Source organism: Pseudomonas sp. NPDC088444, assembly GCF_044900175.1.
Classification (GTDB): domain Bacteria; phylum Pseudomonadota; class Gammaproteobacteria; order Pseudomonadales; family Pseudomonadaceae; genus Aquipseudomonas.
Window position 1 is genome coordinate 342,791 of sequence record NZ_JBJDNK010000008.1, and the last position, 14,371, is coordinate 357,161.

At 54.5% G+C, this 14,371-nt stretch carries 10 protein-coding genes; 2 read left to right on the plus strand and 8 right to left on the minus strand.

Annotation, left to right across the window (positions count from 1 at the left end; all coding sequences use genetic code 11):
* Positions 1 to 9 precede the first annotated feature (9 nt).
* The 7 genes from ACI2KB_RS17985 to ACI2KB_RS18015 form a co-directional block, all read right to left on the minus strand.
* Positions 10 to 636, minus strand: a complete 627-nt coding sequence (locus ACI2KB_RS17985) for a hypothetical protein (protein WP_404636525.1) — start codon at positions 634 to 636, stop codon at positions 10 to 12.
* Positions 633 to 1,898, minus strand: coding sequence for a hypothetical protein (locus ACI2KB_RS17990; protein ID WP_404636526.1), 1,266 nt, complete (start codon positions 1,896 to 1,898; stop codon positions 633 to 635). Before ACI2KB_RS17990 ends, ACI2KB_RS17985 begins: the two co-directional genes overlap by 4 nt.
* Before the next feature lie 36 nt (positions 1,899 to 1,934).
* Complete coding sequence (locus tag ACI2KB_RS17995) at positions 1,935 to 6,545, minus strand: glycosyltransferase (RefSeq protein WP_404636527.1); 4,611 nt, start codon at positions 6,543 to 6,545, stop codon at positions 1,935 to 1,937.
* A 6-nt stretch (positions 6,546 to 6,551) separates the two neighbouring features.
* Positions 6,552 to 7,898 carry an ABC transporter ATP-binding protein gene (locus tag ACI2KB_RS18000; protein WP_404636528.1) on the minus strand — a complete coding sequence of 449 codons (1,347 nt, stop codon included), beginning with the start codon at positions 7,896 to 7,898 and terminating at the stop codon, positions 6,552 to 6,554.
* The gene (locus ACI2KB_RS18005; RefSeq protein WP_404636529.1) at positions 7,888 to 8,715 is read right to left on the minus strand and encodes an ABC transporter permease; all 828 of its coding nucleotides are present in this window, start codon (positions 8,713 to 8,715) and stop codon (positions 7,888 to 7,890) included. Before ACI2KB_RS18005 ends, ACI2KB_RS18000 begins: the two co-directional genes overlap by 11 nt.
* Entirely contained in the window at positions 8,715 to 9,260 is a 546-nt protein-coding gene (gene rfbC, locus ACI2KB_RS18010; RefSeq protein ID WP_404636530.1) for a dTDP-4-dehydrorhamnose 3,5-epimerase, read from the minus strand. Before rfbC ends, ACI2KB_RS18005 begins: the two co-directional genes overlap by 1 nt.
* Positions 9,261 to 9,748: 488 nt before the next feature.
* Entirely contained in the window at positions 9,749 to 10,729 is a 981-nt protein-coding gene (locus tag ACI2KB_RS18015) for a glycosyltransferase family 2 protein (protein WP_404636531.1), read from the minus strand.
* A 484-nt stretch (positions 10,730 to 11,213) separates the two neighbouring features.
* Here ACI2KB_RS18015 and lapG point away from each other — a divergent pair, with 484 nt between their 5' ends.
* Together lapG and lapD are read left to right on the plus strand one after the other, a co-directional pair.
* A complete protein-coding gene (lapG, locus tag ACI2KB_RS18020; protein ID WP_404636532.1) occupies positions 11,214 to 11,909 on the plus strand; it encodes a cysteine protease LapG in 696 nt (231 codons plus the stop codon).
* An 8-nt stretch (positions 11,910 to 11,917) separates the two neighbouring features.
* Positions 11,918 to 13,864: a cyclic di-GMP receptor LapD gene (gene lapD / locus ACI2KB_RS18025; protein ID WP_404636533.1), complete on the plus strand. Its 1,947-nt coding sequence runs from the start codon at positions 11,918 to 11,920 to the stop codon at positions 13,862 to 13,864.
* A 164-nt stretch (positions 13,865 to 14,028) separates the two neighbouring features.
* Here the strand turns inward: lapD and ACI2KB_RS18030 are convergent, their stop codons facing one another.
* Entirely contained in the window at positions 14,029 to 14,367 is a 339-nt protein-coding gene (locus ACI2KB_RS18030) for a tryptophan synthase subunit beta (RefSeq protein ID WP_404636534.1), read from the minus strand.
* Positions 14,368 to 14,371 lie beyond the last annotated feature (4 nt).

Sequence of the window (14,371 nt, forward strand, 5' to 3'; positions counted from 1 at the left end):
TTCCAAATATCAATGAGTAGTGGCTTCAGCTTTGGCGCACACGCTTGGCATTGGGTAAAGCGTCAGCGACGAGGTCAGAGTAAAGAGCGAGATATTACAGCTTTTCAAGTTCAGCGGGGCATTGACCTGACCGTCGTAACCAGTACGCAGCGCGCTTTTATCGTTTAATGCTTTCGCGACATCCGGTCTGTTTATGCTCACTTTCATGGCACCGACGGCCTTGCCGTTTTCAACAGCTATTACATATTCCGGGCTCTCTATGCCACCGTTGAGGTATATCCATCCTCGCAAGGTGAAGCCAGTCGCAGTGATGCTCACTTCGTCAATATTGCCCAGCGTTGCGACGCCGGTGGCTACCGGCAATGTGAGATATGGCACGCTCGTACCCGGCAGGGCTATTCGGTTGGCAAGCTCGTCTGGGTTTAAATTCAACTTGCCTAAGGTGGGTTGCTCTGCGGCTTGAGAAAGTGCTTCAACAGCAGCCGCTCCGATGGCCGAAGTACGGATGTTGATCGTTGACGTCGTGTTGGCCTTCCAGGTAGAGAAGTTGGCAGCGAACAAAAATAGACACGCCAACACTAGAGGTGCGGTAATTCCCTTGTGAGCGACGAGTTGCCCTGTGGCGTTTGTACTCATTGGGCCCTCCGCGCGATAACTCGCCTAGCCGTCAGTGAAATCAAAAGTCCCAGGAATGGGATAGTCACAAACAAGTACCTTCCTTGAGGCTGCGGAAGCGAGTTTTGAGATGCAATCAGACTCAGCAGTGTGATTGCTGGGTACAGCCCTGCAATCATAACGATCGGCAGAATGTAATGAATTGTGATTTCCTTCCAGGGCTCGGCCTTATTCAACGGGCGGATCTGATAGAACGCTGCTCCCATCAGGGCCAACAACAACAAGGCTGCAATCAGGTAGTAGGGCGCTGCGATAAAAATATTCATCCAGCCAGTGACGGAGAAATAGCTTGCCAACGTAAGACTAAGCCAAGGAAGCAGGTTTTTTGTGTTGATGAGGTGATCACTGCACAGGAAATAGCAGGTGCCGTAGCCCGCGGCAGGATTGAGTTTGTGCATTGCGACAAAGTCGATCTGTCCAGAAACGCCAGAGACTTCACCATATTTCAGGTAAACGACGGCCAGCATCGGCAGTGCGACGATCGCAGCAGCAATAAGCGTGGTTGGCAGGTGTGACAGCACACGCCGGTCCTTGAACAGCCTGTTGACTGTCAACATTATTGAGGCAAAAACCAGTGCCGGCAAAAAGTACAACTTGGCGAGCAGCATCAAGCCAATGGCCAGGCCGAGATACATCGCTCGCTTTCTTGTTGGCGAGTTAATGTAGTTCGTCATGGTGCTTAGTAGCAGTGCGATGCTCGCCAGTCCGTAACCGTCGCTGTTGAGGTATGAAAAGACAAACGTCACCTGAGGAATGAGGGCAACGTTGACTGCAATCAATGCTGCGATTTGCAGCGGAGTGCCAACCGCGCGAGCTGTGCGGAACAGCGCACAAATGAACACCGCCCCCAGCAGCCAGTTGAAGCTTCGGGCCCCCAAATACAAAAGGTCGGCTGGCAAGAGCCAACTGCCCACTTTGGCCGTCACCACGGCTCCCAGAATGTGAGGGAAGGGGAGTCCGTGGTACCAGAACTCTCCTTTTTGCCATGTACGACCTGAGATCAAACCCGTCAGCGTTTCATGGGGTTCTGAGGATGCAGGCAGCGAGTGGAACTTTTCCAAAAATTCCAGCAGAAAGAAGTGCGTTGACTCGTCGGGTGCGCTGTTGAAGGCGATTCCAGATGACCAGGCTGCGACGAGAACCATGTAAAACGCTGCCAGCAGTAGCTGGCAGCGAAAGTTTGTCAGGCCGGTTTGAGCCTCGATATTTTGGTGTTGAAGCACTGTCGGTTTCCTATCCGTATTCGAAACTCGCCACTCTTAGATTTTCACCCGTGGTGGCCAAGCCAAACCGAAGTCTTCATGGTCTAGCGTCAAGTTTGGATTGTAGGTGTAGTCTTCCTGAATCTTCGGCCACCGCGCCTGAACATACAGAACTTCCTTGGAGAAGCGTTCTTTCTTCTCGGGAGTATCTTCCAGACCGCGCGTGGCGGACTCGTGGTGGTACAGCTCGGCAAAAGGCGTCCAAACGTTGATGTACCCAGCTTCCTGAACACGCAGGCAGAAATCTACGTCGTTAAACGCGATCTTCAGGTTTTCCTCGTCCAGGCCGCTGATCTGTTCAAAGATGGATTTTTTGATGATCAAACAGGCAGCGGTCACTGCTGAAAATTCCTGAATAAGCCCAGCGCGGCAGAAATACCCGAAATCACCTTTCGGCAGGTATTTATGGGAGTGACCGGCTACACCGCCTATGCCAACTACCACACCGCCGTGCTGCAGACGATCATCTGGGTACCAGAGGCGAGCACCGACGGCGCCAACTTTAGGCTGCAGTGCGATGGCAACCATCTCGTCCAGCCACTCAGGTGTGATGACTTCGATGTCGTTATTGATCAGGCCGATCAATTCACCTCGCGCCAGTTGCACGGCCTTGTTATTGAGAGCCGAGTAGTTGAAAGGGCCATCATCACGCATTACGCGAATGTTGTCCTGCTGGTCCAGTTGGGCGAAGTACTCCAGTGCGGTCGGGTCGTCCGATCCGTTGTCGATCAGAATGATTTCGTAATTCTTGTAGGTGCTGAGCTGCTCAATACTGTCGATGCATTGTTTGACCAGCGCGTACGCGTTGCGCGTTGGAATGATCAGCGAAACCAAAGGCTCAACAGCAGGGCGCGCATAGTGCACGCGGTACATGCCCATTGGCAGAAGCTCGGTTGTACCAATATTCCCCTTACGCTGCAGGTGCTCGTCCAAGGCTTTCACGCCCGCAAGTGCTGCATAAGGCTTTTCGTCGCCGCCCATTGCGGTGCTGCCAGAATGTATCCGCCAGTGGTAGAGCACTCGTGGAATGTGCACGATCTGCTTGCGCTCCAGCTTTTCCGCACAACGCAACGCGAGATCGTAATCCTGAGCACCCTCGAAGCCAACGCGGAAGCCGCCTACCTGTTTGACCAGATCAAGCTTGTACACACCGAGGTGGCAGACCATGTTCTGGGAGCGGAACAGGAACTCGTTCCAGTCCGATTTGAAATATGGCGCGCTGCGTTTTCCGGCGGTATCGATCTTGTCTTCGTCGGAATAAATGAGCCCTACATCGGGGTTCTCATGAATTGCCCGAACGACCCAATATAGAGCGCTCTCTGGGAGCAGATCGTCGTTATCCATCAATGCGACAAAGCTGCCGGTCGCCAGGTCCAGCGCGGAGTTGCTCGCATTGGAAATGTGTCCATTCTCCTTACGGAATGTAACTTTGAAGCGACGATCCTGCTTTGCCAAGGATTTCAGATACGAAATGACTTCAGGATCCGACGACGCGTCATCGGCGATGCAGAGCTCCCATTCCTTGTAGAGCTGAGATTTAATGCTGTCTACCGCCTCACGCAACAGATTCAGCGGAGGGTTGTACACGGGCATGATGATCGAGATCAGTGGCTTTGATTTCCACTTTCTGACTTCTTCGCTGATTTTCCATCGGCCATTATCATCAACGGTGTCGTAGTACCTCACCCATGTCGAATAGTCGTGTCGATCCAGAACCTCACGGGTTTCCTGACCAACGAAGGCAAAGTTGCTCGCTCCCGCTACCCAGCGAACGCGTGAAATCAGGCCGCTAGTGCCTTGCATACGCCACACGGCAATGGCTTTGCGAATGGTGTTCTTCAACCCACCGCCGCGACGAATGACCGAAGGTAGGAGGCAGGTGGCCCTTTTAAACGTGCGGGCAAGTCGGATAGCCCGGCGGACGGGTGCTGTCGCCTTCCAACTGGAAGATGATTGCATCGCGATGATATGCAAGTTGAGATTATGAATGTGGGTGTCTTTGTCAACTTGCTGGATCCGCAACATTTCTTCCAAATTGCGGATATGAACGTCTTTTTCTGAGAGCGACTCTTGCCACTTGCTGAGTGTCGCTTGCAACGCTTCATCTTTCAGCGTGATTTGGCTACTCAGCGACTCGATGATTTGAAGCCGCTCTTCTTCTGAGTTGGCATTATCCAAGGCTTTTGAACCGATCAGCTCTTGCACCTGAGCGTCTTTCGCGTCGAGTTCGAGCTTTTTCTGGTCAGCGAGCACTTGAAGCTGTGCCTCATGCTCCTGAGTCGCCAGATGCAGTTGATCAGAGAGATCGCGAACCAGGCGTTCTTTCTCAAGCAGCATCTTGTTCAGATCTGTGAGGCTGCCGCTGCCGTTCACTGAGGCTTTGACAAGCTCCAGCGCATCCGCGATTTCTTTGTTTGAGTTAACGATGACGTCAAGTTTGTTTTGCAGTTCTGCGTGTGGACCGACAAGTCCAGATTGATTCAGCACGTTGATCTCGTGAGCCAGTTGCTCTTCCGTGAATAGAGTAAAGCTTACTTCTAGCTCAAGCAGTTCCGTGCTTTGCAACGCTTCTCCGATGACGGGAATCGTTACGCTTGGGTCATCACTCAGCGCCAGATAAAGCGTTTCGGCACCCAACTGGGAGATTTGGACAGCGAATGCCGCAACGAGTGGTTGCGTGATGTCACCTTGCCATTCCCAGATTGGGGAGGCGCAAGAGTATACCGTGATGGCATCAATCGAAAAGCTCTGGCGATGATTGATTGGGTCAAAACGCAGCAAGGTAGACGCTGTGAGGCCTGCGGGCAGTGTAAATTTTACCCGCTGTTTCCCGTTTTCGACCTTGTGATGCAGTGCTGACTGCTCTGAGTAACTGCCGTTCTCATCGCTGATATAAAGTGTTGCGAATTTTGGCACAGGCCTTGAGGCGCCGAGTTGTTGGATGGGTGCTTCAGGTGCCCAGTTGAGAAAGTTGTCGGCTTTAGCACCGGTGACCTTCTCTTGAAATGCGGCCTCGGTGGCGATGTAGCGATCACAGTCTTCCGGGGCGATGTCTAAGCCCGCGCTTGCGAGTAACCCTGTGACAAATTCCTGCCGACTGAAAGAAGCTGTGCTTGGGTAAAAGGGGTTGGCGGCAGCCATCAGGAGTAACAAGGCACGCATCAGCAGATGGCCGAGCTCGACGCCCTCGGTCATTTCCCATTCGACGTCAATTAGTTGAGGCGATCCATCTGGTGCCAGCACAATATTTTGGGGTACAGCATCGATGTATCTGCCAGGGAGAACGGATTTTACGGAGTCCAGTTCAAGTGTTACTCCCTCCTCAGCGAGGAGCGTCTTTAGATTTGACAGATATTTCGTCAGAAACGGGGCGAAGCTTTCGATGCTCCAATTGCGCCGGGCAGCGATATCCAGGAACTCAAGGCTAAGTACCTTTCCACTCACATAAGCGTCGATTCGAGGCAAAACGTATTTGAACGAGTCTGTCCCTTCATCCTCAGCCTGTTCCTCGGCAAGGGTGCCAAGCTTTCTGTACTCGACACGGATTCCTTCGGGTGTTTTGACAAAAAGGGATTGTTTACAGTAGCGGGTCTTTCGGCCTGTACTGTAGTGATACGCAAGGATATTCCGGGTCAGGGACTCCTGCTCTGCGCAGGCTGCCACGACGAGGAATGAGTTCGCTAAATCCATTCCCAGTCGGTTATTAACGACGACCGGCCATGCTTTTTCGAGGTTGAAAGTGGTTGCCTCTGGAAGCTGTGGATCTTTTTTGACATTTTGCCATGCAAGTGCTGCGGCATCAAACTCAGCGCACTCGAAACCGGCCTCGGTAATGATCGAGTTAGGAAGCTTGTAGTCCGGGCTAGGGGCGAGGAATTCCGAAGCGGCGAAGCCAGCAGATGCGATGAGCTGTTCTAGCTGTTTTTTTCCGAAAGTTTTGGGTTGGCCATGTTCGTACCGACCCTCAATACCGTACATTGATACACCCAAGTGGTCCTCAGGCGCGCCGGCAAAGTACTTCAGGCCCAACTGGTTCTCGATGGCGATAAAAAGGTGTCCGCCTGGCTTGAGCAACTGACGGATGCGCACGAGCATGGCAAGCGCTGGGTCTTCAGCGCTGCTGAACATGCTGGCATATTCAAGCACTCCGATCAGCGTCACCGCATCGAATTGCTCCTCGATCCTGAAGTCGTCGAATCTCTCCGCCAGAACCGTCACATTATCAAGCCCGCGGGTTCTGCTGGCGGCCATGGCGGCTCTGCGCGGGCTTCCTTCCAGGCAAAGAAGCTCGGCGCCGCATTCGCCGAGGTATCGGCTGATGGCGCCGCAACCCGCGCCGATTTCGAGCACTCGTCCTTTAAGCAAATGTTCAAACGGGCGCAGGATGTTTCCGCGAGTAGCGCTCAGGTGGTAGAGCTTCGCCCAATCCGTGCAGTACTGGGGTAACTCATCTGACAATACAGAGACGTCTTGAGCCTCTTTAATAATCGTGGCGAGCTCAGTTTCGGCGGTGTCACCGTCGCTGTATGCGATGCCTTGGAAATCGGGGCGTACCCATACGCCGGTGTTGCTGTCTTTGGTATAACCATATTGTTCTAAAGTATGCATCGTGGCTTACCGAGTGATTTCCATGGTGAGAGCTAGATCGATCAGGCCTAAGAGCTTTGGCGTTGGCTCGACGACAAAATGAATGGAGTCATATCGGCGATCATGCGGGATGATTTCTTCGCCCTCGCGAGAGGCCAAGCCGATAGAAATGAAGTAATCCCCGGTTGCTAGTCTGTTCTTGAAGTGTAAGCGTGCTTTCGTTCTGGCACCGCTCTGGCCCATCTCTCGGGCGTCTTCGCAATCAAGCAGGTACGAGTTGGTGCCGTACACCGTGACGCCTTCCTTGGTCTTTATCGTGAAACCCAGTATCGGGTTAACAATGTGGCGATTGAAGGTAAATGCCAGTGTAAGCGTAATGTCTTCGCCAGGCTCGACGCTGCTGGGATAAGCCCTGCCTGCTGCGCTCAGGTGAAAGTCAGTGAGTTTCGCAGCACCATCCCCCCAGCGATATTCATGTTGGTTGTAGCCGGGACGGGTGCTATAGGCATCTCGATCAAACAGCAACTCAATTTCTTCAGCAGGGATTTCGTTGGCTCGCAGATCGGGTTCGCTGTCTTCTACATTCGGCGCTACTTCTTCCTGCTTCTCACGACCAAACAGGATGTCTGTATACCTATTAACAACAGGTCGTGACTCGCCAATCATCTCTACGTGGCTCTTTTCCAGCAGGATAGCGCGGTTACAGTGGGTAACCACTTGTTCACTGGAATGAGTGACGAGCAGGATGCTGGTGCCGTTTTCCTTCAACTGTCTCAAGCGCTCAAAGCATTTGGCTTGAAATCGCGCATCGCCTACAGAAAGCGCTTCGTCCACGACCAGAATTTCAGGATCAACCTGGGCCTGAACGGCAAAGGCGAGTCGAACGGCCATACCGCTGGAGTAAGTCTTGACGGGGTGATCTAGAAACTCGCCGATATCGGCAAAGCCGGCGATTGCGTCAAACCGTTCGTTAATTTCTTCGCGGGTTAACCCCAGCACCGCACCGTTCAGGTATACATTTTCGCGTCCAGTGAACTCGGGGTTGAATCCCGAACCCAGCTCAAGCAACGCTGCAATACGACCTCGGGTTTCAATTTCGCCCAGCGTCGGCGTCAGGGTGCCGCAGATAATCTGCAGCAAGGTCGACTTGCCTGAACCGTTGCGACCCACAATGCCCACGGTCTCACCCTTCTGAACATCGAAACTGATGTCACGCAATGCCCAGAACTCTTTGCCGTAAGTCGTGACCTCGTCACCGGCCCAGCGTTGAAACCTGGGGACGATTGCCTGTTTCAGTCGGTCGTGAGGTTTGTCGTAACTGTAAAAGCATTTGGAGACGTTCCGAACGCTGATTACCGATTGGTCAGATGACATCAGCGAATCCCTTGCGAGTCTTTTGGAAGAACCAGAACCCGACCACAGCGATGAGTGCCCCCACTGCGATCGCGATGGCCAGATTGCTCCAGTCCGGCAGGCGGCCGAAGAGCAATACGCTGCGGCTTTCTTCGATGATGTATGTCAGGGGGTTGAGCTTCAGCCAGGGTTGGTAGGCATTAGGCAGAGCCGCAACCGGGTATAGCACGGGCGAGAGGAACAGCAGAACCGTCGTCAGAACGGTGATCACATGGCCTACATCCCTCAGATATACGCCCAGCGAGGCCAAAAACCAGCTCACGCCCAGAGTGGCGAGTATCAAGGGGATCAGAATTAACGGGAACAGGAGAGCGCTCCAATAAAGCGTGCCCATGACTAGAACCTGTGCGATCACCAGCACCAGCAAGCTGATGCAGCTATGAAACAGCGCGGAGCCGAGCGTAATGACCGGTAGAATCTCCAGCGGAAACACCACTTTCTTTACGTAGTTACTGTTGCTCATGACCAGCAATGGCGCCCGGTTGGCGCATTCAGCGAAAAGGCCGTGCACGATCATGCCGACGAAAAGCAGAATGGCGAAACCGCCTTTGCCTGTGTCAACGCCCACCCAGCGAGATTTGAAGATCTCGGAAAAAACGAAGGTGTAAACGGCCAGCATCAATATCGGGTTGAAGAACGACCAAGCCAGGCCCATAACTGAACCGCGATAACGTCCAATGACTTCGCGCTTGGTCATTTGGGAGATGAGTGACCGGTTCTTCCAGAGGCTGACTGCAAGACTAACAGGCCCGGAAGAAGGGCTGAGGTGAGGGTTCACTAGGGAAATACCTCAGCTTCGTGCAGATTTACGGCAATCGCATCTTTGGCAGACAAGGTCGGTTGGTCACCGGTTGGCCACTCGATTGCCGCAGTTGGATCATTCCAGGCGAGGCTGCGTTCGTGCTCCGGAGCCCAGTAGTCGGTCGTTTTATAGAGAAACTCTGCACTTTCCGAAAGCACTACAAATCCGTGGGCGAAGCCTTCAGGGATCCACAATTGCGACCGGTTGGTTGCGCTAAGGTGCACGCCGACCCATTGGCCGAATGTTGGAGAGCTCTTGCGCAGGTCGACGGCTACGTCGAAGACTTCACCGTGCGTGACACGCACAAGCTTGCCTTGAGCCTGTTTGATTTGGTAGTGAAGGCCACGTAACACGCCCTGGACCGAGCGTGAATGGTTGTCCTGAACGAAGTTGACGGGCCTGCCCACCGCTTCCTCAAAGACCTTCTGATTGAAGCTCTCATAGAAAAAACCGCGCTCATCGCCGAATACTTTCGGTTCGAAAAGGACTACATCCGGAATGGCGAGTGGGGTGGCTCTCATTGTTACAGCGTCTCCGATGTACGACCAGGGCCGATGTCTCGGCTCTGCTGGTAAAAATAAAGAATGAGATCAGCGCCGGGCTCGGTTTGCGCGTGCGCGACGGCACTGATCTTTAAACGTTTCCTTGTTACGTGCGCCACAGTTCAGGGCAGCCTTTCATGGCTATCGATACTAATGGGTTCAAAGGCCGCGGCATCGCCTGAACGTGTCTGAATGTCCAGTGCCCGCGATGAAGAACGACAAAATCGTCATTGCAGGGTTGCATGCAACGCCTCGCAAGGGGCGTCTGATGAGATGATCACGGCGTGTCAAACGACTTATCTTATCCTGTGCGTGTTTCGTGCATGGCCCTCAGACCGCATCTTCGCGCGCTTGTTCTGTGAGCAGGCTCCGACATTTCGAAGCGTTGGCGACGTTAAGGTTTTCCTATGTCTCCCGCAAGGGGAATGTCGGTTTCTGGATTGAATTCGGAATTTTCCGACAAATCGTTACACCTTCCCCAGTACGGCGGCTACGTACAGGCTCACGCTTCCTGACCGTGTTTGTCGATACACGCCTGACTTTTTGATTTCCCACAGCCGAGCGGGCAGTCCCAAGGTGCGCCCTCGCTTGAAGTGGGTGATGATTGCTTTGGTACTCGCCGTCAGAGGCGCGTCGACGCATTCAAGTACCTGAAGGTTGGCATCGGTCCATGCCTTTCGTTGTCCGGAGAATAGATCAGCCAAACGCTTGAATTTGTCTCGCCACGTCGAATTCGAGCCGATGAGATTTTTGCCGTGTTGGCGGTAGTCTAGGCTTGGCAGCGGGTCGTATTTCATTTCACCACCACATCCGCCGATCAGCAGGTACGCGAGCCAGTCGTGGGCGACGATGTGCGCATCTACTGGGACTTGGGCAAGAATCTGCCGGGCTGCCTTGTTGATCAGCATAGTGTTGGCGCCTGCAATGCTTTGCACCAGTGCGTTTTGAAATGATGGAGGCTTTTGGAATGCCGGGGAGTAGCCGATCACTTGCCTGTTTTCGTCCACCAGGCGCGTTCGTGTACAAAACATGCCAGGGATGTCGGGCTTGAGGTCAACTAATGACGCGATGCCTCTGGAGAGCTTGTCCCTGAACCAGATGTCGTCCTGATCGCTAAACGCAAAGAAGTCTGCCGTGAGACCCGGACGGCGGATCAACGACAGGAAATTCTGCGCAAACCCTTGTTGTGGGCCCTCGAAGATGAAGATTTTTTCCGCGCCCCATCGATCCTTGTATTCAGCCAAGATCGGTTTTGTAGAGTCGGTCGAGCCGTCATCTGAGACGTAAAGAGTCCAGTTCGAAAAAGTCTGGGCTTCGAACGAATCAAGCTGCTCTCTGAGAAAGGGAGCGCCGTTGAACGTACACATGAGAATCGCAACGCTTTTTTGCACATCATCACTGCTGGAGTATGGAGGCCCTGAGCGTTGGTCGTTGACCTGATTTGCCACCAGCGGTTTGACCCCTTGGTTCTGAAAATCTGAGAGACACACTCAGAATAAGCCGCATCTTATCCTGTCAGCTAGATTCTCGTCAGCATTGAGCGTGTTAGTCCTTTAGCCGCGATGGGTATCGGTCGGGCGTCGTGCAGGTGTTAAGCTACTCTGGCTTTGAGTGAGGACGCAGGTATGAGAATTCGGAGTTTCTTGCGCAATCCTGTTGTGATGATTGGCGTACCGGTCCTAATCGTGGGCCTGGTTTATGATTTGCCCGCGTGCGTGGGATTATTCATGTCGCTTCTGACTTGCGCGTTGCTTGATCCAAGAGTGAAGGGCAGGCGATAAATCACCGTTTCCATCGGTGCTTATGCCATATGAACTGTGCCTCTTGATAACGCCCCTCCGTCAAGAACGATGATTTCATCTCGCCATTGCCTTTCCCCGCCCAACCCCTCACCATCTCCCCCAGTCTTCGTTGCTCAATGGACTAAACGAATTGGCAGTACGTTCAGCTCATAAGCGTCCAGGTTTTTGGTTGCTTTTGGCGCTTGCACTGACGTGCACGGCGTGTGCGAGCTATCTGAGCGCTGACTGGGACTTTTCGCTGATCAGTCGCCGTGCCGAGGCGTTGTATGGGCCTTTGGGGGCCGGTAAGCAGCGGATCGACGCCTGGCAAAATCTGCTGTCGACCGAAAAGCAGATCAGCGAGATGGACAAGCTGAGAGTGGTGAACCAGTTCTTCAACAAGCAGATGCGCTATGAAGAAGACATCGACCTGTGGCATGAGGTCGATTATTGGGCCACGCCCATCGAGGCGCTGTGGAAGGGCGCAGGCGATTGTGAAGACTACGCCATCGCCAAGTATTTCAGCCTGCGTCATCTGGGTGTGTCCAGCGAAAAGCTACAAATCACTTACGTTAAAGCCTTGCGCCTGAACCGCGCGCACATGGTGCTGACCTACTATTCCAGCCCCGGCGCGATGCCGCTGGTACTCGACAGCCTCATCAATGAAATCAAGCCTGCCAGCGAACGTTCGGACCTGTTGCCTGTGTATTCCTTCAACGCCGAAGGGCTGTTCTTGCCGGGTGCACAGGGCAACAAGCGTGTGAGCGATACCAAACGTCTGTCGCGCTGGCAGGACGTGCTGAAGAAAATGACCGCCGAAGGCTTCCCCGTCGAGCCTGAGAACTAGGAGTACCGATGTCTCTTTTCAAACAGCTGTTGATCGCTATCTGTCTGTTTCTGGTGGTCGCGTTCGCAGGCAGTTTTGTCGTCAGTCTGGAGAGCTCGCGGGCGCAGTACGTCAACCAACTGCGCTCTCACGCGCAGGATGCGGCGACGTCGCTGGCGTTGTCGCTGACCGCGAATATCGACGATCCGACGATGGTCGAGCTGATGGTGACCTCCATTTTCGACAGCGGTTATTACGCCAGCATTCGCGTGGTGGATCTGGCGACCGATGCGGTGATCGTCGAGCGCAGCGCGACCCCGGACAATCAAGGCGTACCGCAGTGGTTCACCGATCTGATCGGCCTCGATCCTGCGGGGGGCGAGGCCATTGTCAGCAAGGGTTGGCAGCAGACGGCGCGGGTCGAGGTGGTGAGTCATCCGATGTTCGCCCTGGCCAAACTCTGGCAGAGCGCGTTGGGCAGCCTGGGCTGGCTGGTGCTGTGTGGCATCGTGAGCGGAGCACTCGGGGCGATGTTGCTGCGTCGGCAGTTGAAGCCGCTGGATTACATGGTCGCGCAATCGCAGGCGATCGGTCGTCGGGAATTCCTGACACTGCCGGAGCTGCCGCGCACCCCTGAACTGCGCCGCGTGGTGCAGGCAATGAACCAGATGGTAGAGAAGCTCAAGGCGCTGTTTCAGGAAAGTACCGAGCGCAGTGAGAAGCTGCGCGTCGAGTCCTATCAGGACAGCTTGACGGGGCTGTCCAACCGCCGTTACTTCGACATGCAACTCAAGGCCCATGTCAGCAATCAGGAGGAGCACCTGGACGGGTATCTGCTGTTGCTGCGGGTTCAGGACCTGGCCGGTCTGAACGCGCGTTTGGGCGGTAAGCGCACCGACGCGTTGTTGATCGCCGTGGCGCAGGTGTTGCTCAAACAATGTGAGAAGCATCCGAAAACGCGCAACCTCATCAGCCGTTCTCGCGGTGGCGAATTCGCGGTGTTGGCGCCGGGCATGTCCAACAAGGAAGCGTTGGCGCTGGTTCACGAAATCGAACAGGCCCTCCACGCATTGGGCGCGACAGGTGCGTCCGATGTTTCGCCTGTCGCTCACATGGGGCTGGCGCCGTATACGCCAGGTGAGGCGCCGCTGACCTTGCTGGCCTTGGCGGATCAGGCGCTGGCGTTGGCTGAAACCCAAGGCGAGCAGACCTGGGCCTGTGTCGAAAATGGCGTGGTGACCCGCTCGGGAGATGACGAGCACACCTGGCGTCTGGTGCTGGACCACGCCCTCAGTCACGGCAGTTTCGAGTTTTTCTTCCAGCCGGTGGTTTACGCGCGGGACATCAAACGGGTGATGCATTACAAGGCCCTGTCACGGTTGATTAATGAGCAGGGCGAGGCGATTGCGGCCGGTCGTTTCCTGCCGTGGATCGAGCGCTTTGGCTGGGCCAGCCGTCTTGATGTGATGATGTTGCAACAAGTGCTCAAACACATGGAAACCCATGATCAGCCGTTGGCGCTGAGCCTGTCGGCGGCGACGTTGAGCGATTCGGCTGCGCTGAATCAGGTGTTCGAGGCGCTGCGTCAGTACCCAAAACTGCGAGGGCGTTTGACGTTTGAAATCGGCGAAGAACAGCTTCCGGAGCAGGCGGTGCTGGAGAAGCTGACCCGTCGTTTGCAGGAGGCCGGTTTCAGCTTGGCGCTGCAACGCTTTGGCGGTCGTTTCAGCATGATCGGCAACCTGGCGCATTTGGGGCTGGCGTATTTGAAAATAGACGGCAGTTACATTCGTGCCATTGACGAGGAAAGTCACAAGCGGCTGTTCATCGAGGCCGTTCAGCGTGCGGCGCACAGCATTGACCTGCCATTGATCGCCGAACGAGTCGAGACCGAAGGCGAGCGTCAGGTGATTGCCGAGATGGGGATTGAAGGGGTGCAGGGGCAGTTGGTCGGTGACCCGGCGCCATGGAAGTGAGCTTGCGGTTTGGATGGCTATAAATGAATTGTAGGAGTGAGCTTGCTCACGATTGGATCTTTCAGACACTTATGCGCTGAATGACACACCTATCGTGAGCAAGCTCACTCCCGCAGGGAATTGCGTTCAATCAGAAAGCGCAGCGCTTCCCGACGAGAGTTGCTTTAAATCAACCGCGTTTCATCATCATTGATCAAGTCGCTCAGGCCACCCAGTGTTTGCCGGGCCTGGGTACGATCGAGCAATTTCGCCTGAGCGGCGGGAGGCAAGTCCGTGACATTCAGGATGCCCTTGCTGGTCAGCACCTGAATCAAGTCGTCGAGTACACGGATCATCTCCATGTCGCTCAACTTGAGCTGGTTCAGGCTCTTTTCCACCACCTCATTGGCATACCAGGCCTGGATCTCGTGATCGTCGGCCGGTAGTTGTCCGGTCGCCTCGGCAAACGCGGCCGCTTCCACACGAACAAGCACTCCCTCTGCATCGCGCTGAACGTAAAACATGGCT